General features: G+C 73.0%; 21 protein-coding genes, 3 tRNA genes and 1 pseudogene. 21 read left to right on the top strand and 4 right to left on the bottom strand.

Annotation, left to right across the window (positions count from 1 at the left end):
* Positions 1-10 precede the first annotated feature (10 nt).
* The gene (locus LN037_RS20370; protein ID WP_230756041.1) at positions 11-1,288 is read left to right on the top strand and encodes a cytochrome P450; all 1,278 of its coding nucleotides are present in this window, start codon (positions 11-13) and stop codon (positions 1,286-1,288) included.
* Here LN037_RS20370 and LN037_RS20365 read toward each other — a convergent pair.
* Entirely contained in the window at positions 1,285-1,857 is a 573-nt protein-coding gene (locus tag LN037_RS20365) for a TetR/AcrR family transcriptional regulator (RefSeq protein ID WP_230756039.1), read from the bottom strand. The genes LN037_RS20370 and LN037_RS20365 overlap by 4 nt on opposite strands.
* Before the next feature lie 88 nt (positions 1,858-1,945).
* Here LN037_RS20365 and LN037_RS20360 point away from each other — a divergent pair, with 88 nt between their 5' ends.
* From LN037_RS20360 to LN037_RS20345, 4 genes are read left to right on the top strand one after another with little or no spacing between them, the layout of a single operon-like run.
* Positions 1,946-3,367 carry an aldehyde dehydrogenase family protein gene (locus LN037_RS20360; protein WP_230756037.1) on the top strand — a complete coding sequence of 474 codons (1,422 nt, stop codon included), beginning with the start codon at positions 1,946-1,948 and terminating at the stop codon, positions 3,365-3,367.
* 11 nt (positions 3,368-3,378) lie between these two features.
* Positions 3,379-4,914, top strand: a complete 1,536-nt coding sequence (locus LN037_RS20355; RefSeq protein WP_230756035.1) for an acyl-CoA synthetase — start codon at positions 3,379-3,381, stop codon at positions 4,912-4,914.
* The gene (locus LN037_RS20350; protein ID WP_230756033.1) at positions 4,911-5,726 is read left to right on the top strand and encodes an alpha/beta fold hydrolase; all 816 of its coding nucleotides are present in this window, start codon (positions 4,911-4,913) and stop codon (positions 5,724-5,726) included. Before LN037_RS20355 ends, LN037_RS20350 begins: the two co-directional genes overlap by 4 nt.
* A gap of 28 nt (positions 5,727-5,754) precedes the next feature.
* A complete protein-coding gene (locus LN037_RS20345) occupies positions 5,755-7,137 on the top strand; it encodes a WS/DGAT/MGAT family O-acyltransferase (RefSeq protein WP_230756031.1) in 1,383 nt (460 codons plus the stop codon).
* Here LN037_RS20345 and LN037_RS20340 read toward each other — a convergent pair.
* Complete coding sequence (locus LN037_RS20340; protein ID WP_230756029.1) at positions 7,134-7,970, bottom strand: alpha/beta fold hydrolase; 837 nt, start codon at positions 7,968-7,970, stop codon at positions 7,134-7,136. The two genes, LN037_RS20345 and LN037_RS20340, sit on opposite strands and share 4 nt — an antisense overlap.
* A gap of 122 nt (positions 7,971-8,092) precedes the next feature.
* Between LN037_RS20340 and LN037_RS20335 the strand changes: the two genes are divergently transcribed.
* Complete coding sequence (locus tag LN037_RS20335; protein ID WP_230756027.1) at positions 8,093-8,260, top strand: hypothetical protein; 168 nt, start codon at positions 8,093-8,095, stop codon at positions 8,258-8,260.
* Here LN037_RS20335 and LN037_RS20330 read toward each other — a convergent pair.
* Positions 8,245-9,546 carry a competence/damage-inducible protein A gene (locus tag LN037_RS20330; protein WP_230756025.1) on the bottom strand — a complete coding sequence of 434 codons (1,302 nt, stop codon included), beginning with the start codon at positions 9,544-9,546 and terminating at the stop codon, positions 8,245-8,247. The two genes, LN037_RS20335 and LN037_RS20330, sit on opposite strands and share 16 nt — an antisense overlap.
* A 318-nt stretch (positions 9,547-9,864) precedes the next feature.
* Between LN037_RS20330 and LN037_RS20325 the strand changes: the two genes are divergently transcribed.
* From LN037_RS20325 to LN037_RS20300, 6 genes are all read left to right on the top strand, one after another.
* Positions 9,865-11,925, top strand: coding sequence for a putative bifunctional diguanylate cyclase/phosphodiesterase (locus tag LN037_RS20325; RefSeq protein WP_230756022.1), 2,061 nt, complete (start codon positions 9,865-9,867; stop codon positions 11,923-11,925).
* A 16-nt stretch (positions 11,926-11,941) separates the two neighbouring features.
* Positions 11,942-12,014: transfer RNA gene (locus LN037_RS20320), tRNA-Thr, on the top strand.
* Positions 12,015-12,062: 48 nt separating this feature from the next.
* A tRNA-Met gene (locus LN037_RS20315) sits at positions 12,063-12,138 on the top strand.
* 37 nt (positions 12,139-12,175) lie between these two features.
* The gene (rpmG, locus tag LN037_RS20310; RefSeq protein WP_230756020.1) at positions 12,176-12,340 is read left to right on the top strand and encodes a 50S ribosomal protein L33; all 165 of its coding nucleotides are present in this window, start codon (positions 12,176-12,178) and stop codon (positions 12,338-12,340) included.
* 16 nt (positions 12,341-12,356) lie between these two features.
* The gene (locus tag LN037_RS20305; protein WP_230756018.1) at positions 12,357-12,806 is read left to right on the top strand and encodes a MaoC family dehydratase N-terminal domain-containing protein; all 450 of its coding nucleotides are present in this window, start codon (positions 12,357-12,359) and stop codon (positions 12,804-12,806) included.
* Entirely contained in the window at positions 12,803-13,222 is a 420-nt protein-coding gene (locus LN037_RS20300; protein ID WP_230756016.1) for a MaoC/PaaZ C-terminal domain-containing protein, read from the top strand. The genes LN037_RS20305 and LN037_RS20300 overlap by 4 nt, the downstream gene beginning before the upstream one ends.
* A gap of 63 nt (positions 13,223-13,285) precedes the next feature.
* Here LN037_RS20300 and LN037_RS20295 read toward each other — a convergent pair whose 3' ends face one another.
* Positions 13,286-14,536, bottom strand: a complete 1,251-nt coding sequence (locus LN037_RS20295) for a pyridoxal phosphate-dependent aminotransferase (RefSeq protein WP_230756014.1) — start codon at positions 14,534-14,536, stop codon at positions 13,286-13,288.
* Between the two features lie 204 nt (positions 14,537-14,740).
* Here LN037_RS20295 and LN037_RS20290 point away from each other — a divergent pair.
* The 9 genes and pseudogenes from LN037_RS20290 (at position 14,741) to LN037_RS20250 (ending at position 21,887) form a co-directional block, all read left to right on the top strand.
* Positions 14,741-14,813: transfer RNA gene (locus LN037_RS20290), tRNA-Trp, on the top strand.
* An 87-nt stretch (positions 14,814-14,900) separates the two neighbouring features.
* The gene (gene secE / locus LN037_RS20285) at positions 14,901-15,278 is read left to right on the top strand and encodes a preprotein translocase subunit SecE (protein ID WP_230756012.1); all 378 of its coding nucleotides are present in this window, start codon (positions 14,901-14,903) and stop codon (positions 15,276-15,278) included.
* Between the two features lie 130 nt (positions 15,279-15,408).
* Positions 15,409-16,350 (top strand): transcription termination/antitermination protein NusG, encoded by a 942-nt coding sequence (gene nusG / locus LN037_RS20280; protein ID WP_372460505.1) that lies wholly within the window; start codon positions 15,409-15,411, stop codon positions 16,348-16,350.
* A gap of 63 nt (positions 16,351-16,413) precedes the next feature.
* Positions 16,414-16,848, top strand: a complete 435-nt coding sequence (gene rplK, locus LN037_RS20275) for a 50S ribosomal protein L11 (protein ID WP_018330885.1) — start codon at positions 16,414-16,416, stop codon at positions 16,846-16,848.
* A 79-nt stretch (positions 16,849-16,927) separates the two neighbouring features.
* Complete coding sequence (rplA, locus tag LN037_RS20270) at positions 16,928-17,638, top strand: 50S ribosomal protein L1 (protein ID WP_230756011.1); 711 nt, start codon at positions 16,928-16,930, stop codon at positions 17,636-17,638.
* A 357-nt stretch (positions 17,639-17,995) separates the two neighbouring features.
* Positions 17,996-18,592, top strand: coding sequence for a 50S ribosomal protein L10 (gene rplJ, locus LN037_RS20265; protein WP_230756009.1), 597 nt, complete (start codon positions 17,996-17,998; stop codon positions 18,590-18,592).
* Positions 18,593-18,635: 43 nt separating this feature from the next.
* Positions 18,636-19,022 (top strand): 50S ribosomal protein L7/L12, encoded by a 387-nt coding sequence (gene rplL / locus LN037_RS20260; RefSeq protein ID WP_230756008.1) that lies wholly within the window; start codon positions 18,636-18,638, stop codon positions 19,020-19,022.
* A 355-nt stretch (positions 19,023-19,377) separates the two neighbouring features.
* Positions 19,378-20,376 (top strand): annotated as a pseudogene (locus tag LN037_RS20255) (ABC transporter ATP-binding protein); the annotation flags it as partial.
* Between the two features lie 716 nt (positions 20,377-21,092).
* On the top strand, positions 21,093-21,887 hold the full coding sequence (locus LN037_RS20250; RefSeq protein ID WP_230756006.1) for an MlaE family ABC transporter permease: 795 nt from the start codon (positions 21,093-21,095) through the stop codon (positions 21,885-21,887).
* The last annotated feature ends 28 nt before the right edge of the window (positions 21,888-21,915 follow it).

The following is a 21,915-nucleotide window of genomic DNA, read 5'->3' as shown; positions in this document are numbered from 1 at the left end:
AGACACCACCATGACCGCCGCCGCTGCTGCCCCCGACCGGCCCGGGCGCGACCCGCTCGACCTGTCGTCGCTCGAGTTCTGGTCGCGGTCGACCGCCGAGCGGGAGGAGAGCTTCGCGGAGCTCCGCCGCGAGCGCCCGGTCACCTGGCACCCGGCGCCCGAGGGCGTGATGGGCACGCCGGAGGGCGAGGGCGGCTTCTGGGCCCTCGTGCGCCACGAGGACATCGCCTCCGTCTCGAAGAACCCCGCGTTGTTCTGCTCGGGGCAGGGCGTGCAGTTCCAGGACGCGCCGGAGGAGCTGCTCGAGGCGAGCCAGTCCTTCCTCGCGATGGACTCCCCGCGGCACACCCAGCTCCGCAAGATCGTCGGCTCGGCCTTCACCCCGAAGCGGATCGCGAAGCTCGAGGACACGATCGCGACGCGGGCGGCCACGATCGTCGACGAGCTGCTCGAGCACGGTGACGGCGACTTCGTCCAGCTCGTCTGCCGTCGCCTCCCGATGATGATGATCTACGACATGATGGGGGTGTCCGGGGAGCAGCAGGACTCCCTGGCCGAGGCCGCGGACCTGCTCGTGGCGGCGAACGACCCCGAGGTCCGGGCGGCGCACGGCGTCGAGGACCCGCTGGACCTCATGGGGCAGGCCATGTTCACCCTGCTCGGAGCGGGCCTGCAGGCCGCCGAGGAGCGCCGCAGCGATCCGCGTGACGACCTGATGACCAACCTGGTCCAGGCCGAGGTCGACGGGCAGCGGCTGACCGACGAGGAGATCGGCGCCTTCTTCGTGCTGCTCTCCGTGGCGGGCAACGACACCACCCGGAACACCATCGCCCACACCGCCGTCGCCCTCACCGAGTTCCGCGACGAGCGCCGGCGCCTCGCGGCGGACCTCGACGGGCTGATGCCCACCGCGGTCGAGGAGATGGTGCGCTGGGCCTCGCCCGTGCTGACGTTCCGCCGGACGGCCACGCAGGACACCGAGCTCCGGGGGCAGCGGATCGCGGCCGGGGACAAGGTCGTCATGTTCTACGAGTCCGGGAACCGCGACACCGAGGTGTTCGCCGACCCGCTGCGCTTCGACGTCGGCCGCGACCCCAACCCGCACCAGGGCTTCGGCGGGGGCGGTCCGCACTTCTGCATGGGCAACATGCTGGCCCGCACCCAGCTGCGCGAGATCTGGCGGCGCCTGCTCACGGCGGCGCCGGACTTCGAGGTCGGGGAGCCGAACCGGCTGACCAGCAACTTCGTCAACGCGGTGAAGTCGCTGCCGATCCAGCTGAACCGCTAACCGCGGACCCGGCGCTCCAGCGCCGCGGTCGCGTGCGAACGCACCAGGATCTCGAACTGGTCCAGCTGCGCGCCGAGGCCCACGGACGGGCCGGAGTGGTGGAGCTGCTGGTGGCCGACGAGCAGGCTCAGGGCCACCTCGGCGAGCGTCGCGGTGAGCGCGTCGTCGTCGAGCAGCGGGCCGAGGACCTCGCGGAGCGCCTCGCGCCGCCGGTCGTCCACCCGCTGCTGCGCGGCGGCGACGAGCTCGTCGGTGCCCGCCCACCGGCGGATCGCGGTCTCCGCGGCGTGCGGCACGGTCAGGGCCAGGCGCTTCATCAGCTCGACCCGCCCGACCGGGTCGGGCTCGCGGCGGACCAGCTCGACGATCCGATCCACCTCCTCCTGGGACCAGTGCTCGAGCAGGGCCGCGACGAAGCCGTCCCAGTTGCCGAAGTGGTGGTAGAAGCTGCCGCTGGTCACGCCGACCTCACGGCAGAGCCGGCCGATCCGGAGGGCCGGCAGGCCCGGGCCCGCGAGGAGTCGCATCGCGGCGGCGAAGTAGGTCTCGGGAGACGCCGTGCGGGACATGCCGGGCTCCTTCTCCACGGTCTTGATCGCCGACCGTAACGCACTATACGTTGTGTTCTCGCCGACGCGAGGACGCCGAGGAGGAACGATGTCGACGGACACGGCCGCACGGGGCTCCGCGACCACGACCCCGGTGGCCACGGCCGTGACCACGGCGCGAGCGGCCTACGACTCCGGCCGCACGCGGTCCCTGCGCTGGCGGCGGACCCAGCTCGCCGCCCTCGAACGGCTGCTGGTCGAGGCCGAGGACGAGCTCGTCGCCGCCCTCGCGGCCGACCTCGGGCGTCCCGCGGTCGACGCGTGGCTCGCCGACCTGTCGTCCACCGCCGCGGAGGCGCGCTACGCCCGCCGGTACCTGGGGTGGTGGGCCCGCCCCCGGGTGACCGGGGTCCCCCTGGGCGTTGCACCCGCCGTCGGGACCTGGCGGCCCGAGCCGCTCGGCGTCGTCGCGATCGTCGGGCCCTGGAACTACCCGGTCTACCTCACGCTCGCGCCGTTGGTCGCGGCGCTCGCGGCCGGCAACACCGCGGTGCTCAAGCCCAGCGAGTACGCGCCCGCCACGGCCGCCGCCCTGCACCGGCTCGTCCCCCGCCACCTCGACCCGGAGGCCGTCACGGTCGTCACCGGCGGGCCCGCCGAGACGCAGGAGCTGATCGGCGCCGGGGTCGACCACGTGTTCTTCACCGGCAGTCCCGAGGTCGGCGCGAAGGTCATGGAGACCGCGGCGCGCACGCTGACGCCGGTCACGCTCGAGCTCGGGGGCAAGAGCCCGACGATCGTCGACGCGAGCGCCGACGTCGCGGTCGCCGCCCGCCGCATCGCCTGGACGAAGCTGATGAACTCGGGCCAGACCTGCGTCGCACCGGACTACGTGCTGGTACACCGCGCGGTCGTCGACGAGTTCCTCGAGGAGTTCGGCAGCGCGGCCCGCGAGATGCGCGCGGGCGACCTCGCCATGCGGGTGGTGGACGACCGGCACGGCGACCGCGTGCGCGGCCTGCTCGCCGACCACGGCGGGCGGGTGGTCCTGGGCGGGGACACCACGGTCACGACGGCGGGGACCGGCGAGCTCGCGGGTCCGGGCGTCGACCTCACCGTGGTCCTCGATCCCGACCCCGACTCGGCCCTCATGCGCGAGGAGATCTTCGGGCCGGTGCTCCCGGTGCTCACCGTCGACTCGACGGACGAGGCGATCGCCTTCGTCGAGGCGCGCCCCCGCCCGCTCGCGACCTACGTCTTCTCCCGCACCCGCGCGACGATCGAGTCGGTCCGGGACCGGATCGCCACCGGCGGGATCGTCACCAACCACACCATGTTCCACGTCCTCGTCCCGCAGTTGCCCTTCGGCGGCATCGGGCGCAGCGGGATGGGTGCCTACCACGGCAAGTGGGGCTTCGAGGCCCTCAGTCACCGCCGCCCGACCCTGATCAAGCCGACCTGGCCGGACCCGTCGCTCGTCTACCCGCCGTACGCGGAGTCGACGAGGAAGCTGCTCCGGAAGATCTTCTAGGAGGACCTGCCGTGTACCCCGGGACCATTGCCGCCTCCGCCCCGGAGCGGCCCGCCGTCGTCGTCGCCGAGACCGGCCAGACGCTCACCTACGCCGAGCTCGACCGCGAGTCGACCCGGTTGGCCCGCGCCCTGCACGAGCAGGGCCTGCGCCGCGGTGACGTCGTCGCCATGCTCGCCGACAACACCCCGTGGGCGTTCGTCGTGTACTGGGCCGCGCAGCGCTCGGGCCTCTACATCACGGCGATCAACCACCACCTCTCGCCGGACGAGGCCGCCTACATCGTCGACGACTGCGGCGCGCGCGTGCTCGTGGTCGCCGGTCGGCGGCCGGCGCTGCGCGAGCTCGCCGTCGCGCTGGTCGACCGCACCCCGGGGGTCGCACACCGGATCTCCCTCGACGGGGACCTCGACGGGTACGCCGACGGTGCGGCGCTGCTGGCCGGGACGTCCGCCGAGCCGTTGGCCGACCAGCCCCGCGGCTCCGACATGCTCTACTCCTCGGGCACCACCGGCCGCCCCAAGGGGATCAAGCCGCCGCTGCCCGACCGCCAGGTCGACGAGCCCGGTGACCTCCTGCTCGCCGTGTTCGGCAAGCTCTACGGGTTCGACGAGGACACGGTCTACCTGTCGCCGGCGCCGGTCTACCACGCCGCGCCGCTGCGCTACTGCGGGATGATCCAGTCGACCGGCGGCACCGTGGTGCTGATGCAGCGCTTCGACCCCGAGGGCGCCCTCGCGGCGATCGCGGAGCACCGCGTCACCCACGGCCAGTTCGTGCCCACGATGTTCGTGCGCCTGCTCAAGCTGCCGCAGGAGACGAAGGACGCCTACGACGTGTCGAGCCTGCGCGTCGTGGTCCACGCCGCGGCGCCGTGCCCGGTCGACGTCAAGCGCGCCATGATCGACTGGTGGGGCCCGGTGCTGCAGGAGTACTACGCCTCCACCGAGGCCAACGGCGTCACGCTCATCGACTCGGCGACCTGGCTGGAGCACCCCGGCTCGGTCGGCCGCGCGGCGCTCGGCGTCCTGCACATCTGCGACGACGACGGGCGCGAGGTCCCGACGGGGGACGTGGGCACGGTCTACTTCGAGCGCGACGAGGTCCCGTTCGCCTACCACAACGACGACGAGAAGACCCGCGCCGCGCAGCATCCCGAGCACCCCACCTGGACGACGACCGGCGACCTCGGCCGGGTCGACGAGGAGGGCTTCCTCTACCTCACCGACCGCAAGAGCTTCATGATCATCTCGGGTGGCGTGAACATCTACCCGCAGGAGATCGAGGACGCCCTCGCCCTGCACCCGAAGGTGCTCGACGTCGCCGTCGTCGGGGTCCCCGACGAGGACATGGGCGAGTCGGTCCTCGCGGTGGTCAGCCCCGCGGGCGAGCCGTCCGACGACCTGGCCGAGGAACTCCTCGCGCACCTGCGGGGCCGCATGGCGGGCTACAAGGTGCCGAAGCGGCTGGTGTTCGACGACGACCTGCCGCGCACCCCCACCGGCAAGCTGGTCAAGGGGCAGCTGCGCGAGCGGTACGCCGCGTGAGCACCGACGCGCACCGCGGCGGCACCGGGTCGCCCCTGGTGCTGCTGCACGGCGCCTCGGTGTCCTGGCGCTCGTGGCAGCCGGTGCTCGCCCCGCTCGAGCGGGAGCACCGCGTGTTCGCCCCGACGATGCCCGGTCACCGCGGCGGACCGGTGTGGGACACCGCCCTCGGCCCGTTCACGATCGACCGCCTCGTCGACGGCGTCTGCGCCCAGCTGGACGCGGAGGGGATCGACACCGCCCACGTCGTCGGGAACTCCCTCGGCGGGTGGGTGGCCCTCGAGCTCGTCCGGCGGGGCCGGGCGCGGTCGGCGGTGGCGCTGTCGCCCGCCGGGGCGTGGCGGTCGGGCTGGGACCTGCGGCGGCTGCTGTGGACCTTCCGCGTGCTGCGGGCCGTGGCGCGTCCGTCGTTCGCCCCGGTGCTCGCCGGGAACCCGCGCCTGCGTCGGGCGCTGCTGCGCAAGACCATGGAGCACGGCGACCGGGTCGGCCCGGAGCTGGTACCGGACATGATCGCCGACGTCCGGCAGTGCGACGTCCTGCTGCCGTTGCTCGACGCCGCCGTCGCGCACGGGGCGACCCGCGTGCTCCGGGACCTGTCCTGCCCGGTCCGGATCGCCTGGGCCGAGCACGACCGGATGATCCCCTGGCGGTCCTACGGCGCCCCGATGCGCCGCGTCGTCCCCGACGCCGAGTTCGTCCGCCTGCCCCGCGTCGGCCACGTGCCGATGTGGGACGACCCCGCCCTCGTCGTCGACGCGGTCCTCGGCGTCACCCGCACCGTCGACTCCTCCCGGAGAGCCCTCGCATGATCCCCGTCGCTCCGCTCGCCCCGCACGCATGACGACCCTCGTCCCACCGCAGGACGCGCTGTTCCTCCTCGGCGAGTCCCGCGAGAACCCGACCCACGTCACCGCCCTGCAGATCCTCCGGCCGCCCGCGGACGCCGGCGAGGACTGGCTCGACGAGCTGTACGCGACCCTCGTCGACCCCACCGACCTGAAGAGCGCCTTCGCGCGCAGGCCGGTCCGGTCGCTCACGACCGCGGGGGCCTGGGCCTGGGAGCCCGACGAGGACCTCGACCTCGCGAGTCACGTGCGCCGGACGGCACTCCCGGCCCCCGGCCGGGTGCGCGAACTGCTCGAGCACGTGTCCGCGCTGCACGCCCGGCTGCTCGACCGCAGCCGCCCGCTGTGGGAGGCCGAGCTCGTCACCGGGCTCGCGGACGGTCGCTTCGCACTGGTCACGAAGCTGCACCACTCGCTGTTCGACGGCATCACGCTGAGCCGGCACATCGTCTCCGGGCTGGCGTTCGACCCGGAGACCCGCGGGTGCCGACCGCCCTGGCGTCGCAGCACCACCCGACCCCGGCGGTCGTCGGGCGAGGAGGACGGCGGCACCGTCGGCGACCTGATCCGCAGCGCCGCCGGCATGGCCGGCGGGGTCGTCGGTGGTCTCCCGGCCCTGGCGAGGGCGCTCGCGCAGGTCGCCACGGGCGACGTCGGGGTCGCCTTCCAGGCCCCGCACACCCGCCTGAACGAGCGGCTCTCCGGGCAGCGCCGCTTCGCGGGCGAGAGCTGGCCGTACGCCCGGCTCGCCGACGTGGCGAAGCGCCACGAGGTGACCGTCAACGACGTCGGGCTCGCCATGTCCTCGGGCGCGCTGCGGGCCTATCTCGACGACCTCGGGGAACTGCCCCCGAGCTCGCTGGTGGCGATGGTGCCGGTGTCGCTGCGCGGGACGGACACCCGGGGCGAGGCCACCCAGGGCAACGCCTGGGGCTCGGTCTTCTGCGTGCTCGGCACCGATCTGGCCGACCCGGCCGACCGGCTGGCCAAGGTGCACGCCTCGATGACGCAGGGCAAGGCGGCGCTGCGCTCGCTCGACCCGGTCACGTCGGTGGCGCTGAACGTCGCGACCATGGGTCTCGCGGCCCTGCCGACCCTGCGGATGCTGCCGATGCCGCCGCGGCCGGTGGTCAACCTGATCATCTCGAACGTGCCCTCCACCGAGGAGCGGCAGTACTTCGACGGTGCCGAGGTGACCGACAACTACCCGGTGTCCATGGTGGCCGACGGGCAGGCCCTCAACATCACGCTCGTGCGCTACGCCGACGAGATGGCCTTCGGGCTCACCGGCTGCCCGCGGGCGGTGCCGCACCTGCAGCGCCTGCTCGGCCACCTCGACACCGCGCTGGTCGAGCTGGAGTCGATCCAGCCCTAGACGTGCTCGCCGACGTGCTCCAGGACGAGGTCCGCGAGGTCGTCCGGGGCCTCGTCCGGAATCCAGTGCGAGACCCCGGAGAGCACGACGAGCCGGTGCGGGGCGAGCACGAACCGGTCGTTGTGCTCCACGGCGGCGCGGGTGATGAAGCCGTCGCCGTCGCTCCACACCTGCAGGGCCGGCCGCTGCACCGGCCGGTGGGTGTAGCCCGGCGCCGCGAACGGCAGGGCCCGGTACCAGTTCAGCGGGCCGGTCGGGAACGGGGAGACGGCGGCCGCGTCCCGGGCGGCCTGGTCACGGGACGCGCCCGTCCGGCGCAGGATCGCGGCGAAGCGGGCCTCGTCGCCGAGCAGACGCTCCGGCAGCCACGGCAGCTGGAAGGCGCCCATGTACCAGGAGTGCGGCAGCTGCGGGCCCGCGTACATCGCGCGGAGGAACGCGGCGGGGTGCGGCACGGACACACCGGTCACGGTGCGGACCAGTTCCGGGCGGTGCGCCGCGAGCGCCCAGGCCACCACGGCGCCCCAGTCGTGCCCGACGACGTGCACCGAGCCGGCCCCGGAGGACTCCACGAGCGCGGCGGCGTCCTCGACGAGGTGCTCCACCCGGTAGGCGCGCCGACCCGAGGGCCGCGCGCCGGGGGAGTAGCCCCGCTGGTCCGGTGCGAGCGTGCGCAGGCCGGCGTCGTGCAACCGCGCGGCGACCGGGCCCCACGACGCCGACGTCTGCGGGAACCCGTGCAGGAGCAGCACCGTCCCGTCCGCGTCCCGTGGCCCCGCGTCGACGACGTCGAAGCGCAGGGAGCCGTGGGTGAACGCGGTCAGCCGGGTCATGGTCCACATCGTGCCGCAGGACGCACGCGACACGTGCGGCGAACGCACCGTGTGCGGGCGTGCTCACGTTACGGTCGGCCCGCGCCCGATCCGGGTGGTGCACCGACCGGCGGAAGGACGCGATGAACCCGCGTGTGCGACTCCTGATCATCCTGGTCGTCGTCGCGATCGTGCTCTACTTCGTCATCGCCCAGCCCGACAACGCGGCCGCCCTCGTGCGCACCGTCCTCGCCGCGATCGGCGACGCCGTCGAGCAGATCATCCGCTTCTTCCGTCAGCTCACCGCCTGATCGCGCGGCGTGAGAATCCGCCGCACCAGGTGCATCGCGAGCACGACGGAGCGCTCGCGCACGTCGCCGCGCTCGCCCGGCAGCACCGGGTCGCGGACGATCTCGGCGCCGTCGGCGGTGCGCACGCAGAAGCAGACGTAGCCCACCGGCTTCGCCTCGGTGCCACCGCCGGGGCCCGCGATCCCGCTGATCGCCACCGCGACGTCCACGCCGAAGGCCTCGATCGCCCCCCGCGCCATCGCCTGCACGGCGCGGGGGGACACGGCGCCGTCGGTGTCGAGGACCTCCTGCGGCACGCCGAGCAGGTGCGCCTTCGCCTCGTTCGAGTAGGACACGATGCCGCCCTGCACGTGGGCGGAGGCGCCGGCCGGTGCGGTGAGCCGCCCGGCGAGCAGGCCACCGGTGCAGGACTCGGCGGTCGCGATGGTGTGTCCGGAGAGCAGGTCGAACAGGATCTCGTCGATCGTCTCGCCGGTCCGGGAGAACACCGCGGACCCGTGGCGGGCGTCGATCTCCGCGACGACCGCGTCGTGCGCGGTCGCCGCGGCCTCGTCGCCGGGGGCGCGGCGCAGGTCGACCTCGAGGGTGAAGTCGCGCAGGCAGGTGACGATCTCGAGCGGGGTGAGGTCGATGCGGCCGCCGACCGCGCGCAGGGTGGCCGCGATCTCCGACTCCGGGACACCGAACAGCCGCAGGTGGGTCTCCGCGAACGGCTCGGTGCGCGCCAGCAGCGCCTGCATCGGCGCGGAGGCGACCGCGTCGTCCCACATGCCCTGGACCTCGCGCGGAGGTCCCGGCAGCACCAGCACCGTGGGCCGGAAGCCGTCGCCGGGCGGGACCGCGAGGCCGGGGGCGGTGCCGACCGGCGGGATGGCGGAGGCCCCGCGCGGCACCATCGCCTGCTTGCGGTTGGCCTCCGCGAGCGCGTCGGCGTCCCAGCGCAGACGGTCGGCGAAGCGGGCGATGATGTCGCCGACCACCTTCTCCATGTGCTCGTCGAGCTCGAGCGGTCGGCCGGTGAGGTCCGCGACCACGGCCGCGGTGAGATCGTCGGCGGTCGGGCCGAGGCCGCCGCTGGTGACCACCAGGTCGAGCCCGGCGAGGGAGCGCAGCGCCGCCTCCATCTCCTCCGGCCGGTCGCCGACCAGGACGATCTCGGTGACGTCGATCCCGAGCCGACCGAGGCGCTCGGCGATCCAGGGCCCGTTCGCGTCCCGTACGCGGCCCGCGAGCAACTCGCTGCCGGTGGCGACGATGCCCGCCGTGACCCGTGCTCCCGCGGCCATCCGCTCCTCCTCGTCCACGACGGTGCGTCCGGTCCATCCCACCAGGACCGGGCGCGGTCCGCCGGTCGGCGTGAGCCCGGTGCCGGGTCGTGTCGATCCTGTCCCGGACGGTGACTGAATCCGATGGTTCCCCCGGAGATCGCGCACGATTGCTACGGACGGGTGATATACGGCGCCCCAGATCCATCAGGATTCTTGCGTAGAGTGAGCGGGTACCTGATGGGGTGACTGCATGACGTCCCGAGCGCGGGCGGAGGTGAGGGCCATGACGGCGACGACGCGGCGGCCCCGCACCCGACCCACCGGACGGGCCCGGCGGTGAGCGCGGGTCTCGTCGCGGTCGCCGTCGCGGTCGCCGTGGTCGGGCTGCTCGTCGTCGTCGCCCTGCTGCTGCGCGGCGCCCGCCGCCGCCGCTCGTCCGACCTGCGGACCCTCGGGGCGGTCGGGCGGGCGCTCGCCGCCCACGCCGGCCGCCGCGGCACCGACGACGGTCGTGTCGCCGCCCGGGCGGTCGCCGAGGCGTTGCGGGCGCGCTACGACGCGCGGCGGGTGGTGCTCGCGGTCGCCTCGGTCGTGGAGCACGCGGGTGCCCCCCTGCCCGAGGACCTGCGCGCCGTCGACCTGGTGGCCCCGGACGAGGCGTTCACGGCGCGCGGGGCGTCCCGGTGGCACCGGCGCACGGCCCCGGACGAGGTCCGCGGGTGGATGACCGCGCGCCGCGCGACCGAGGTGCTCGTCGCGCCGGTCGCGGCCCCCGAGATCCACGACGCGGCGGGCGAGCCGCTCTCCTCGCAGGTGGTGCGCGCGCGGCGCGGCGTCGTCGAGATCCACGACCCGGGACGGGGCCGGGCACGCCGGTCCGGCGCCCGTCGCCGGCCCGGTCGCGCCGTGGTCCGCGGCGAGCTCGCCCTGCTCGCCACCATCGCGCGGCAGGTGGGCGCCGAGGTGGAGAACACCCGGCTCGAGGCCCGCCTGCGCCGCGACGCCCACCGCGACCCGCAGACCCGACTGCTCAACCGGTCCGGCTTCCTGCAGGCGTGCGCGCGCGAGGTCCACGCCGGTGCCGGCGCGGTCGCGGTCATCTCGTTCGGCCTGCTCGACCAGGTCAACGACACCCTCGGACACGCCGGTGGGGAGCACTTCGTGGCCCTCGCGGCCCGGCGCCTGGACGCCGTGTGCGGCAGCGAGCGCGCCGCGAGCGTGGCCCCGGGCGCCCGGCTCGCGGCCCGGTTGGAGGGCGACACCTTCGCGGTCCTCGTCGCGGGGGTCGACCCGCCGACCGCGAAGGCGAGCGCCGAGGAGATGCGCGAGGCCCTCGCCCGCCCGCTGGTGCTCGAGGGCATCCCGTTCGAGGCGCCCGTCCTGGTCGGGGTCGCCGCGGCCGGCGTCCCCGGGCTCGCCGGGGAGCACGACCCGCACGTGCTCGCGTCCCGCCTGCTCGCCCGCGCCGACGTCGCGCTGACCGCGGCCCGCGACGGCGGGCCCGTCCGCTGCTACGACCCGAGCATGGGGGAGCGGGCGGACCGCAGGCTCGCCGTGATCCGCGGCTTCGGGCGGGCCGTGGAGGGCGGGCACCTGCGGGTGCACTACCAGCCCACGGTCTCGCTGGAGGGTCGGACGGTGCTGGGGGTGGAGGCCCTCGCGCGCTGGGAGCACCCGGAACTCGGCGCGCTGCTGCCCGACGAGTTCGTGCCCGTCCTCGAGGCCACCGGCCAGATCGGCGGGCTCACCGAGTTCGTGCTCGACGAGTCCCTCGCGGCCGCCCGCCGCTGGCTCGACCGGGGCCGCCGGCTCTCGGTGGCGGTCAACCTCTCGGTCGGCTCGCTGGACGACGACTTCCCGGAGCTGGTCGCGGCCGCGCTCGCCCGGCACGGCGTCCCGGCCGAACTGCTGACCCTCGAGGTCACCGAGAGCGGGGTGTCGGTCGAGCGCGACCACGCCCTGCCGGCGTTGCGCCGGCTGCACGCGCTGGGCTGCCGGCTCGCCGTGGACGACTTCGGCACCGGGCAGTCCTCGCTCGCGCACCTGCGGCGGTTGCCGGTGGACACCGTGAAGATCGACAAGAGCTTCGTGCTCGGGATGGGCACCGAGTCCGGTGACGTCGCGGTGGTCCGGGCCATCGTCGAGATGGGGCACACCCTCGGGCTGACGGTGGTCGCGGAGGGCGTCGAGAGTGCCGCCGTGCGCACCGCGCTGGCCGAGATGGGCTGCGACGTGGCGCAGGGCTACCTGGTCTCCAAGCCGCTGCCGGTCGGGAGCCTGGAGCGGTGGCTGGACGCGCTGGCCGAGGCAGGGGGTGCCGCGCAGGGTGCGGAGGGAGGCCCTGTACGCTGGTCACCGCCCGCAGAGACGGCGCCCGGAACCCCCGGGGCGGCCTGAACCGGCGGGATGACTGGCCCCTTTAGCTCAGTCGGCAGAGCGTCTCCATGGTAAGGAGAAGGTCTACGGTTCGATTCCGTAAAGGGGCTCGGCGAGAGGAGACCGGCGGGGGATTCCCGCCGGTTTCGTCATGCCGTGGCGGTGTAGCTCAGGTGGCAGAGCAAGCGGCTCATAATCGCTGTGTCGCCGGTTCAAGTCCGGCCACCGCTACCAGGACAGACGCAGTCGTAGTTCTCGAAAGGACACTCCCATGGCCGCAACCGACGTGCGCCCGAAGATCACGCTCGCGTGCGAGGAGTGCAAGAACCGCAACTACATCACGCGCAAGAACCGGCGCAACGACCCCGACCGGCTCACGCTGAAGAAGTTCTGCCCGAACTGCGGCACCCACCGCGGGCACCGCGAGACCCGCTAGGAGCGGGTCCCGCGCCGTGGCTCTCGACGCGTCGTTCGTCGGTCGCTCCTGGCCGCCCCGCACCTACCGCGTGGGGGCGGAGAAGGTCCGTGAGTTCGCCCGGGCCGTCGGGGCGACCGACCCGGTCCACACCGACGTCGAGGCGGCGCGGGCGGCGGGGCACGCCGACGTCGTGGCCCCGCCGACCTTCCCGGTGGTCTTCACCTGGGAGGCCACGCGCGAGGTCGTGGACGACCCCGCCCTCGGCCTGGACTTCACCCGCGTCGTGCACCGCGATCAGGCCTTCGAGCTGCACCGGCCGGTCGTCGCGGGCGACGTGCTGACCACCGTCGTCAGCGTCGCCGAGATCAAGGAACTCGCGGGCAACGACGTCGTGACCTTCCGCTGCGACGTCACCGACCCCGACGGTGGGTCGGTGCTGGTCAGCACCGCCACCCTCGTCGGGCGGGCCGGGGAGGACGCATGACGCTCCCCGCGGTGACCACCGGTGACGAGATCGCCGGCCGCGAGGTCACGCTCACCCGCGCCGACCTCGTCCGCTACGCCGGCGCGTCGGGCGACCTCAACCCCATCCACTGGAGCGAGCGCACCGCCACGGCGGTCGGGCTCCCCGGTGTCATCGCGCACGGGATGCTGACGATGGCGCTCGCCGCGCAGTTCGTCGCGGACTGGGCCGGCGACCCCGCGGCCGTGCGGTCGTTCAGCACCCGCTTCACCCGCCCGGTCGTCGTCCCGGACGACGACGAGGGCGCGACGGTCACGCTCGGCGCCACCGTGAAGGCGGTCGACGACGACGGGTCGGTCACCCTCGGGGTCACCGCCGTCGGTCCGGACGGCAAGGCCGTCCTGGGCAAGGCCCTCGCGGTCGTCCGCGGCCGCTGAGCGGACGCCCATCCCGCGGTCCCGGCACGAGGGGCCGTCCCCCCGTGCCGGTCCGTCGTGGGCTCAGGACATCTCGGCGAGGAGATCGGCCATGCGGCTGACGCCGGCCCGCAGGTCGTCGTCGCCGAGGGCGTAGGAGAGCCGGAAGTAGCCCGGCGTCCCGAACGCCTCACCGGGGACGACGGCGACCTCGGCGTGCTCGAGGATGGCCGCGGCGAGATCGACCGACGTCTTCGGGCGTTCCCCGCGCAGCTCCTTGCCCAGGAGTCCCTGGACGTCGGCGTAGGCGTAGAAGGCGCCCTTCGGCGTCGGGCACTCGACGCCGTCGATGGCGGAGAGCATCTCGACGATCGTGCGCCGACGACGGTCGAAGGCCGTCCGCATCTCCTCGACCGCGTCGAGCGGCCCGGACACCGCGGCGAGCGCGGCCCGCTGCGCGACGTTGCAGACGTTCGAGGTGACGTGCGACTGCATGTTCGCCGCCGCCTTGACGACGTCCGTCGGCCCGATCAGCCAGCCGACGCGCCAGCCGGTCATCGCGTAGGTCTTGGCGACGCCGTTCACGACGATGCAGCGGTCGGCGATCCCGGGGACCGCCACCGGCATGGACACGTGCTCGGCGCCGTCGTAGACGAGGTGCTCGTAGATCTCGTCGGCGATCACCGAGATGCCGTGCTCCTCGGCCCAGCGCCCGACGGCCTCGACGAGCTCGCGCGGGGCGACGGCACCGGTCGGGTTGGACGGCGAGCACCAGAGGAGGACCTTCGTCCGCGGCGTGCGCGCCGCCTCCAGGGCCTCGACCGTGGGCAGGAAGCCGGTCGTGGCGTCGGTGTCCACCTGCACGGGGACGCCGCCGGCCATCCGGGCGGCCTCCGGGTAGGTCGTCCAGAACGGCGCGGGCAGCAGGATCTCGTCGCCCTCGTCGACGACGGTCGCGAAGGCCTCGAAGACCGCCTGCTTGCCGCCGTTGGTGATGAGCACCTGCGCGGCGGACACCTCCCAGCCGGAGTCGCGCAGCGTCTTGGCGGCGACCGCCTCGCGCAGCTCGGGCAACCCGCCGGCCGGGGAGTAGCGGTGGTTCTTCGGGTCGCTGCACGCGGCGATCGCGGCGTCGACGACCGGCTGCGGGGTGGGGAAGTCGGGCTCGCCGGCACCGAAGCCGATCACGGGGCGGCCCGCCGCCTTGAGCGCCTTCGCCTTGGCGTCCACGGCCAGCGTCGCGGACTCCGCGATCCCTCCGATGCGCTCGGAGATGCGCCGATCGGTGGCGGCGGGGGAGGAGCCCCCCGAGGACGAGGACGTGACTGCGGTCATGTCATGGGATTCTCCCACGCACGCGCACGCCGATTCCGCCGGGAGGTCCGGCCGGTGCGCCCGGCCCGCGGGGTCGTCGCGATCGGCGTGGACGGGGTGCCGTAGCATGGTCGGTGAAGGGCGATGAGTCCTCGGTCCGGCGTGCGTACGTGCACGTCCGGCCCCGGGGTTCCCGTCACCCGGCGGCCCCCGACGGGTCGCCACAGGGGCGTAGCTCAACTGGCAGAGCAGCGGTCTCCAAAACCGCAGGTTGCAGGTTCAAGTCCTGTCGCCCCTGCACTGCGAACGGTGCAGACATCGAGACGGCGCCCGGTTGCCGGCCGCCGAGCGTTCGGCGGCCGGAGGGCCGGGTGAGGACGGAACAGTGAGCGAGGAGCGCAGCGGCCGCGGGGCCAATCGGCCCGACGGCGACGACGCGCGTGCCGACGCCCGTCCCACCACGGCCGCGGGTCGACGCCGTCGTGGTGCGGGTGACGAGTCGGGGACCGGCTCGGTCGCCACGAAGGGCGGGGCCACCCCGGCCCGGGACGGCCGGTCGACGGGGTCCGAGGGCTCCGTCGTCGCGCGGCTGCGCCGCTTCCTGCGGGAGGTCGTCGCCGAGCTGCGCAAGGTGCACTGGCCAACGCGCCGGCAGATCGTCGTGTACACGGCGGTGGTCCTGGTCTTCGTGGCCTTCATGGTCACCCTGGTCGGGCTCCTGGACGTCGGGTTCCAGAAGCTGACCTTCACGCTGTTCGGCTGACCGCCCGCCCACCGGCCACGGCCGGCACCCGCCGTGCGGTCCGACGCCGCGCACCTTGAAGGAAGTGAGAAGAGAAGTGACCTCCGCAGATGTTCCCGCCACCGGCCCCGAGGGCGGTGAGCCCGAACTCGTGGGCGAGGCCCGCACGCGCGGTGTGATCATCCGCGAGGGCTCCGACCTCAGCACCGAGGAGGCCCCGGCCACCCTCGACGACGCCGAGGTCGCCCGCGCCGCCGCGCAGGCGCGTGCGGACGGCGAGGTCCCCGAGGGCGACGACGAGGTCGACCCGGAGGCCGACCTGGCCGCGGCCCGCGAGGCTCTCGGGGGCACCCCCGAGGAGGAGGCCGAGGACCTGCCCTCGCAGGCGGCCGGGACCGGGGACGCCGCGGTCGTCGAGGCCGAGGGCGCCCCGGTGGTCGTGCCGACCGAGCCCGAGGAGCCCGACGAGCCCGAGGACCCGGTCAAGGCGCTCAAGGAGTCGCTGCGGCTCGCCCCCGGCGACTGGTACGTCGTGCACTCCTACGCCGGCTACGAGAACAAGGTGAAGACCAACCTCGAGACGCGCGTGCAGACGCTCGACGTCGAGGACTTCATCTTCCAGGTCGAGGTGCCCACCGAGGAGGTCACCGAGATCAAGAACGGGCAGCGCAAGCAGGTCCAGCGCAAGGTGCTGCCCGGCTACATCCTGGTGCGGATGGAGCTCAACGACGCCTCGTGGAGCGCGGTGCGCAACACGCCGGGCGTCACCGGCTTCGTCGGGGCGACGTCGCGGCCCTCGCCGCTCACCCTCGACGAGGTCACCAAGTTCCTGCTGCCGCGCCAGGAGGCGCCGGCGAAGAAGGCCAAGGGCGGCGACACCGCCGCGGCGACCGCCGACACCCGCGGGCCCGCGCCGGTCGAGGTGGACTTCGAGGTGGGCGAGTCGGTCACCGTCATGGACGGCCCGTTCGCCACGCTCCCGGCGAGCATCTCCGAGGTCAACGTCGACGCCCAGAAGGTCAAGGTCCTGGTGTCCATCTTCGGCCGGGAGACCCCGGTCGAGCTCGGCTTCAACCAGGTCTCGAAGATTTAGTCGTCCCCGCGGAGTCCGGTCCGCGGGGCGGGTCCCGAACAGGAACGTGAGGAAGTCCCAGGCATGCCCCCGAAGAAGAGGCGACTGTCCGCGGTCGTCAAGCTGCAGATCAAGGCCGGCGCGGCGACGCCCGCCCCGCCGGTCGGCCCCGCGCTGGGCCAGCACGGCGTCAACATCATGGAGTTCTGCAAGGCCTACAACGCCGCCACCGAGGCGCAGCGCGGTCAGGTCGTGCCGGTCGAGATCTCGATCTACGAGGACCGCTCCTTCACCTTCGCGCTGAAGACGCCGCCGGCCGCCAAGCTGCTCCTCGCCGCCGCGGGGATCCAGTCCGGCAGCCCGACGCCGCACACGAAGAAGGTCGGCTCGGTCACCGACGCGCAGGTCCGCGAGATCGCGCAGACCAAGATGGCCGACCTCAACGCGAACGACCTCGACCAGGCTGCCAAGATCATCGCCGGGACCGCCCGGTCGATGGGCCTGACCGTCTCCGGCTGACCCACCCCGCCGGAGCTCCGTGGGAGGGCGTGCGCCGCCCGTCACCACACCTGATCCGCCATCTCACGAAGGACAGAGCATGAAGCGCAGCAAGGCCTATCGCCAGGCCGCCGAGCTGATCGACGAGGAGCACCTCTACGCGCCCCTCGAGGCGGTCGAGCTCGCGAAGAAGACGTCGAGCACGAAGATGGACGCGACCGTCGAGGTCGCCATGCGGCTCGGCGTCGACCCCCGCAAGGCCGACCAGATGGTCCGCGGCACGATCAACCTGCCGCACGGCACCGGCAAGACGGCCCGCGTCATCGTGTTCGCCACCGGTGACAAGGCCACCGAGGCCGAGGCCGCCGGCGCCGACGTGGTCGGCTCCGACGACCTGATCGAGCGCATCCAGGGCGGGTGGCTGGAGTTCGACGCCGCCGTCGCCGCGCCCGACCAGATGGCCAAGGTCGGTCGGGTCGCCCGCATCCTCGGCCCGCGCGGCCTGATGCCGAACCCGAAGACCGGCACGGTCACCCCGGACGTGACCCGTGCGGTCTCCGACATCAAGGGCGGCAAGGTCAACTTCCGCGTCGACAAGCAGGCCAACCTGCACCTGGTCATCGGCAAGGCCAGCTTCGACGCCGAGAAGCTCGTCGAGAACTACGGGGCAGCCCTCGACGAGATCCTCCGGGCGAAGCCGTCCGCCGCCAAGAGTCGCTACGTCAAGAAGATCACCGTGACCACGACGATGGGCCCGGGCATCCCGGTCGACCCGAACCGCACGCGGAACCTCACCTCCACGGAGGCCTGACCCGCGGCACGTCGTACCGGCCCGGGACACCCCGCTCGACGGGGGGTCCCGGGCCGTCGCGTATCCTGGCTACGACAGCCCGACGGGTCCGCCCGTCGGCGAGCACCACCACTGTCACCGAGTTCCACCCGAGACCGCTGGTCTCCCCCCGGAGCGTCCACCACGGACGGTGCGGGGAGACGAAGGTCCGCCCCGGCGGACGGCCCGCGCAGGAGAACGAGGAACGGTGTGGGTGGCCCCGGGCCGCCCGCGTCACCGAGCCCCGTGCGCCTGCGCACGGGGCTCCCGTCGTTTCCGGGCCCGTGTCGTTCTCGGGGGAACACCGTCCGAACGCCCGAGTGAGGAGAGGAGGCGCGGATGGCTGAACGTGCACCGGCCGCCGACAAGGTGGCCGCCGTCGCCGAGATCACCGCGGAGTTCCGCGACGCCTCGGCCATGGTCGTGACCGAGTACCGGGGCCTGACGACGAAGCAGATCACGCAGCTGCGTCGGTCGCTGGGCGACGACGTGAACTACACGGTCGCCAAGAACACGCTGGTCAAGCTGGCCGCCGCCGAGGCGGGGGTCGAGGGACTCGACGAGCTGCTCGTCGGTCCGACGGCGATCGCCTTCGTGTCCGGGGAGCCCGTCGACGCCGCCAAGGCGCTGCGCGACTTCCAGAAGGACAACAAGGCCCTCGTCGTCAAGGGCGGCTACATGGAGGGGCGTCCCCTCTCCGCCGACGAGATCACCAAGTTGGCCGATCTGGACTCCCGCGAGGTCCTGCTGGCGAAGCTCGCCGGCGCCATGAAGGGCAACCTCGCGAAGGCCGCCGGCCTGTTCAACGCCCCGGCCTCGCAGATCGCCCGCCTGGCCCAGGCCCTGCAGGACAAGCGCGCCGCCGAAGGCAGCGGGAGCACCGAGGAGGCCGTCGCCGCGGTCGAGTCGGCCGACGCCGCCGCTGGCGAGTCCTGATCCCCGACACCACCCCCTGAACGCAGAAAGAGGGAACGCCACCATGGCTAAGCTTTCCACCGACGAGCTGCTCGACGCCTTCAAGGACATGACGCTGCTCGAGCTCTCGGAGTTCGTGAAGAAGTTCGAGGACACCTTCGAGGTCACCGCCGCCGCCCCGGTCGCCGCCGCCGCGCCCGCCGCCGGTGGTGCCGCCGCCCCGGTCGAGGAGGAGAAGGACGAGTTCAACGTCGTCCTCGAGGCCGCCGGCGACAAGAAGATCCAGGTCATCAAGGTTGTCCGTGAGGTCGTCTCGGGTCTGGGCCTCAAGGAGGCCAAGGAGCTCGTCGAGAGCGCGCCGAAGCCGATCATCGAGGGTGTCGCCAAGGAGGCCGCCGAGGCCGCCAAAGCGAAGCTCGAGGAGGCCGGCGCCAAGGTCAGCCTGAGCTGATCCGGCCGTAGCCGGTGCGCCTCCCCCCGGACGGGGGAGGCGCGCTATCACGCCCACGATGGGGCGGGGTCCGACACGGACCCCGCCCCATCGGCGTTTCTGGACCGTTCGGAGCAGTACTTTCCGGGTCCGGCTCACCCGGACGCCGCGATCCGGCCGACGTACTACGCGGGGGTATCCCTGACGGGTAACCCGCGTTACCCGTCCAGTAACCTTTCGCCGCGCAGGTCGTTGTCGCTGTGATGCCCGACTCCTCGGGCCGTCGCGCAGTGGTCGGGCGCACAGTTCGGACGGGTGACCAGAACGACCCGGTCCGTCCCACGGCGAGGTAGGACATCAGGCCGGGAGGCATTCAATGGGTGGCGTCGAGGTCGGGATCAAGAACCTCTCGAAGTCCTTCGGCAGCTCCAACATCTGGTCCGACGTCACGCTGACGCTGCCGGCCGGTGAGGTGAGCGTCCTGTTGGGCCCGTCGGGTACCGGTAAGTCGGTCCTGCTGAAGTCGATCATCGGTCTGCTCAAGCCCGAGAAGGGCTCGATCTTCATCCACGACACCGACCTCGTGCGGTGCTCGGAGTCGCGGCTCTACGAGATCCGCAAGCTGTTCGGGGTGCTGTTCCAGGACGGCGCGCTGTTCGGGTCGATGAACCTCTACGACAACGTGGCGTTCCCGTTGCGTGAGCACACCCGCAAGGGCGAGTCCGAGATCAAGGACATCGTCATGGAGAAGCTCGACCTGGTCGGGCTCGGCGGCGCCGAGGACAAGCTGCCCGGCGAGATCTCCGGCGGGATGAAGAAGCGCGCCGGGCTGGCCCGCGCGCTGGTCCTCGACCCCGAGATCATCCTGGTCGACGAGCCCGACTCGGGCCTGGACCCGGTGCGCACCGCGTACCTCAACCAGCTCATCGTCGACCTGAACACCCAGCTCGATGCGACGATCCTCATCGTCACCCACCACCTGGGCACCGCGCGGTCGCTCCCGGACAACATCGGGATGCTGTTCCGGCGCAACCTGGTGATGTTCGGCCCGCGCGAGGTCCTGCTGACCTCCGAGGAGCCGGTGGTCCAGCAGTTCCTCCAGGGCCGCCGCATCGGTCCCATCGGGATGTCCGAGGAGAAGGACACCGCCCAGATGGAGGCGGAGATGAAGGAGCTGAAGAAGCAGGGCGGCTCGGCGGAGTCCGAGGAGTCGTTCATCGACCCTCAGCTCAACCCCACCGAGGGCCTCGGCGAGCGCAAGGCGGTGCAGCGCCGCAAGGACCGGGTCATGCAGATCCTCCACACGCTCCCGGAGAAGGCGCAGACCGCGATCCTCGAGTCGCTGACCGACGAGGACATGGAGCGCTACGGGATCTCCAGGGACCAGGACCGCACGGAGCTGATCGAGCTCACGCGGGACAACCCGCCCGAGGACGCCGACCCGTTCGGCTACCAGGCGATGGAGGAGAACCAGACCGAGTCGATGACCGAGGGGTCGCCGGAGGAGGCCGGGGGCGAGCCCGGCGCCGGGGACCCCGACGGCGACGCGGAGGCCCGCAAGGCGCCACCGGAGCCCCCGGAGTCCGACGAGCCGCTGGTCGGCGTCCCGGTCGACGACTACGCGGGCGGCACCGTGGTGCTCCCGCAGGCCGGCGAGCACACCAAGTCCGACGAGGAGAAGTCCGACGAGAGCGGCGTCGCTCCCGAGGACGGCTCCGACTCGAGCTCGGAGATGACCGAGACGGCCGAGGACGACACCGCGACCTCGCCGGAGAAGGACGCGGACTCCGAGGAGGAGCCGCGCACCGAGCAGATTCCGGTGTCCCAGGACGGCGGCTCGTCGGCGACCTCGGGGCCCGACGAGGGGCCGACGCAGCTGGTCGCGACGCAGCCGGCAGCCTCCGACCGGGGTGACGAGCGCTCCGGGTGGGCGATGCCCGCGGCGACGGGCGCCGAGGGCCGTGAGCAGTCCGCGGCCGACCAGCTGGCCGGCGGCGCGAACCCGCAGAACGGCCCCGCGCAGGGTGGGTCCGACCCGGAGCGCAAGCGCTCCGAGGGCGGGCTCCGCCGACTCTTCCGCCGGAGCGACTCGTGACCTCTCGCATCACCGCCGGGCGCTTCCCGGGCGCCGGCGCCCTCTCGGCGACGGGCAAGCTCTTCGCCCTCGGTCTGGACATCTTCGTCGGCATCTTCCAGCGGCCGTTCCAGACCAAGGAGTTCATCGAGCAGTGCTGGTTCATCTCCCGGGTCTGCATCCTGCCCGCGGCGCTCGTGTCGATCTCCTTCGGCTCGGTCATCTCGCTGCAGCTGGGGTCGCTGATCCGGCAGTTCGGCGCCCAGTCGTTCTCGGGCGCCGCCAGCACCCTGGCCGTCATCCAGCAGGCCGCGCCGGTCATCTGCGCGCTCCTGGTGGCGGGTGCGGGCGGGTCGGCGATCTGCGCGGACCTCGGCGCCCGCACCATCCGTGAGGAGATCGACGCGATGGAGGTACTGGGCATCAACCCCATCCAGCGCCTCGTCGTCCCCCGCGTCCTCGCGGCCATCCTCGTGTCGGCCCTGCTCTTCGGGCTCGTCTCGATCGTCGGTGTCGCCGGCGGCTACTACTTCAACGTCGTGCTGCAGGGCGTCACCCCGGGCGCCTACGTGCAGGGCTTCTCGGCGCTCTCGAAGCCGACCGACATCGTCGTCGGCTTCGTCAAGGCGGCACTGTTCGGCCTCGCGGCCGGCGTGGTCGCGGCCTACCGCGGGTTGAACCCCAAGGGCGGGCCCAAGGGCGTGGGCGACGCGGTCAACGAGGCCGTCGTCATCACGTTCATCCTGCTGTTCGCGATCAACGTGATCGTGACGGCCGTGTACCTGAACCTCATCCCCCCGAACAAGTTCTAGGGCACGCGCTCCTCATGCGGATCGCTCC

The organism is Actinomycetospora soli (assembly GCF_021026295.1).
GTDB classification, from domain to species: Bacteria; Actinomycetota; Actinomycetes; order Mycobacteriales; family Pseudonocardiaceae; genus Actinomycetospora; species Actinomycetospora soli.
Note: the sequence above shows the minus strand (reverse complement) of the source record. Positions and strands in the feature narration are given on the sequence as shown.

What these genes read in the sequence shown, in the direction of transcription:
- LN037_RS20370 (WP_230756041.1), top strand. Translation starts at nt 11, where the DNA reads ATGACCGCCGCCGCTGCTGCCCCCGACCGGCCCGGGCGCGACCCGCTC.
- LN037_RS20365 (WP_230756039.1), bottom strand. Translation starts at nt 1,857, where the DNA reads ATGTCCCGCACGGCGTCTCCCGAGACCTACTTCGCCGCCGCGATGCGA.
- LN037_RS20360 (WP_230756037.1), top strand. Translation starts at nt 1,946, where the DNA reads ATGTCGACGGACACGGCCGCACGGGGCTCCGCGACCACGACCCCGGTG.
- LN037_RS20345 (WP_230756031.1), top strand. Translation starts at nt 5,755, where the DNA reads ATGACGACCCTCGTCCCACCGCAGGACGCGCTGTTCCTCCTCGGCGAG.
- LN037_RS20340 (WP_230756029.1), bottom strand. Translation starts at nt 7,970, where the DNA reads ATGACCCGGCTGACCGCGTTCACCCACGGCTCCCTGCGCTTCGACGTC.
- LN037_RS20335 (WP_230756027.1), top strand. Translation starts at nt 8,093, where the DNA reads ATGAACCCGCGTGTGCGACTCCTGATCATCCTGGTCGTCGTCGCGATC.
- LN037_RS20330 (WP_230756025.1), bottom strand. Translation starts at nt 9,546, where the DNA reads ATGGCCGCGGGAGCACGGGTCACGGCGGGCATCGTCGCCACCGGCAGC.
- rpmG (WP_230756020.1), top strand. Translation starts at nt 12,176, where the DNA reads ATGGCCGCAACCGACGTGCGCCCGAAGATCACGCTCGCGTGCGAGGAG.
- LN037_RS20300 (WP_230756016.1), top strand. Translation starts at nt 12,803, where the DNA reads ATGACGCTCCCCGCGGTGACCACCGGTGACGAGATCGCCGGCCGCGAG.
- LN037_RS20295 (WP_230756014.1), bottom strand. Translation starts at nt 14,536, where the DNA reads ATGACCGCAGTCACGTCCTCGTCCTCGGGGGGCTCCTCCCCCGCCGCC.
- rplK (WP_018330885.1), top strand. Translation starts at nt 16,414, where the DNA reads ATGCCCCCGAAGAAGAGGCGACTGTCCGCGGTCGTCAAGCTGCAGATC.
- rplA (WP_230756011.1), top strand. Translation starts at nt 16,928, where the DNA reads ATGAAGCGCAGCAAGGCCTATCGCCAGGCCGCCGAGCTGATCGACGAG.
- rplJ (WP_230756009.1), top strand. Translation starts at nt 17,996, where the DNA reads ATGGCTGAACGTGCACCGGCCGCCGACAAGGTGGCCGCCGTCGCCGAG.
- rplL (WP_230756008.1), top strand. Translation starts at nt 18,636, where the DNA reads ATGGCTAAGCTTTCCACCGACGAGCTGCTCGACGCCTTCAAGGACATG.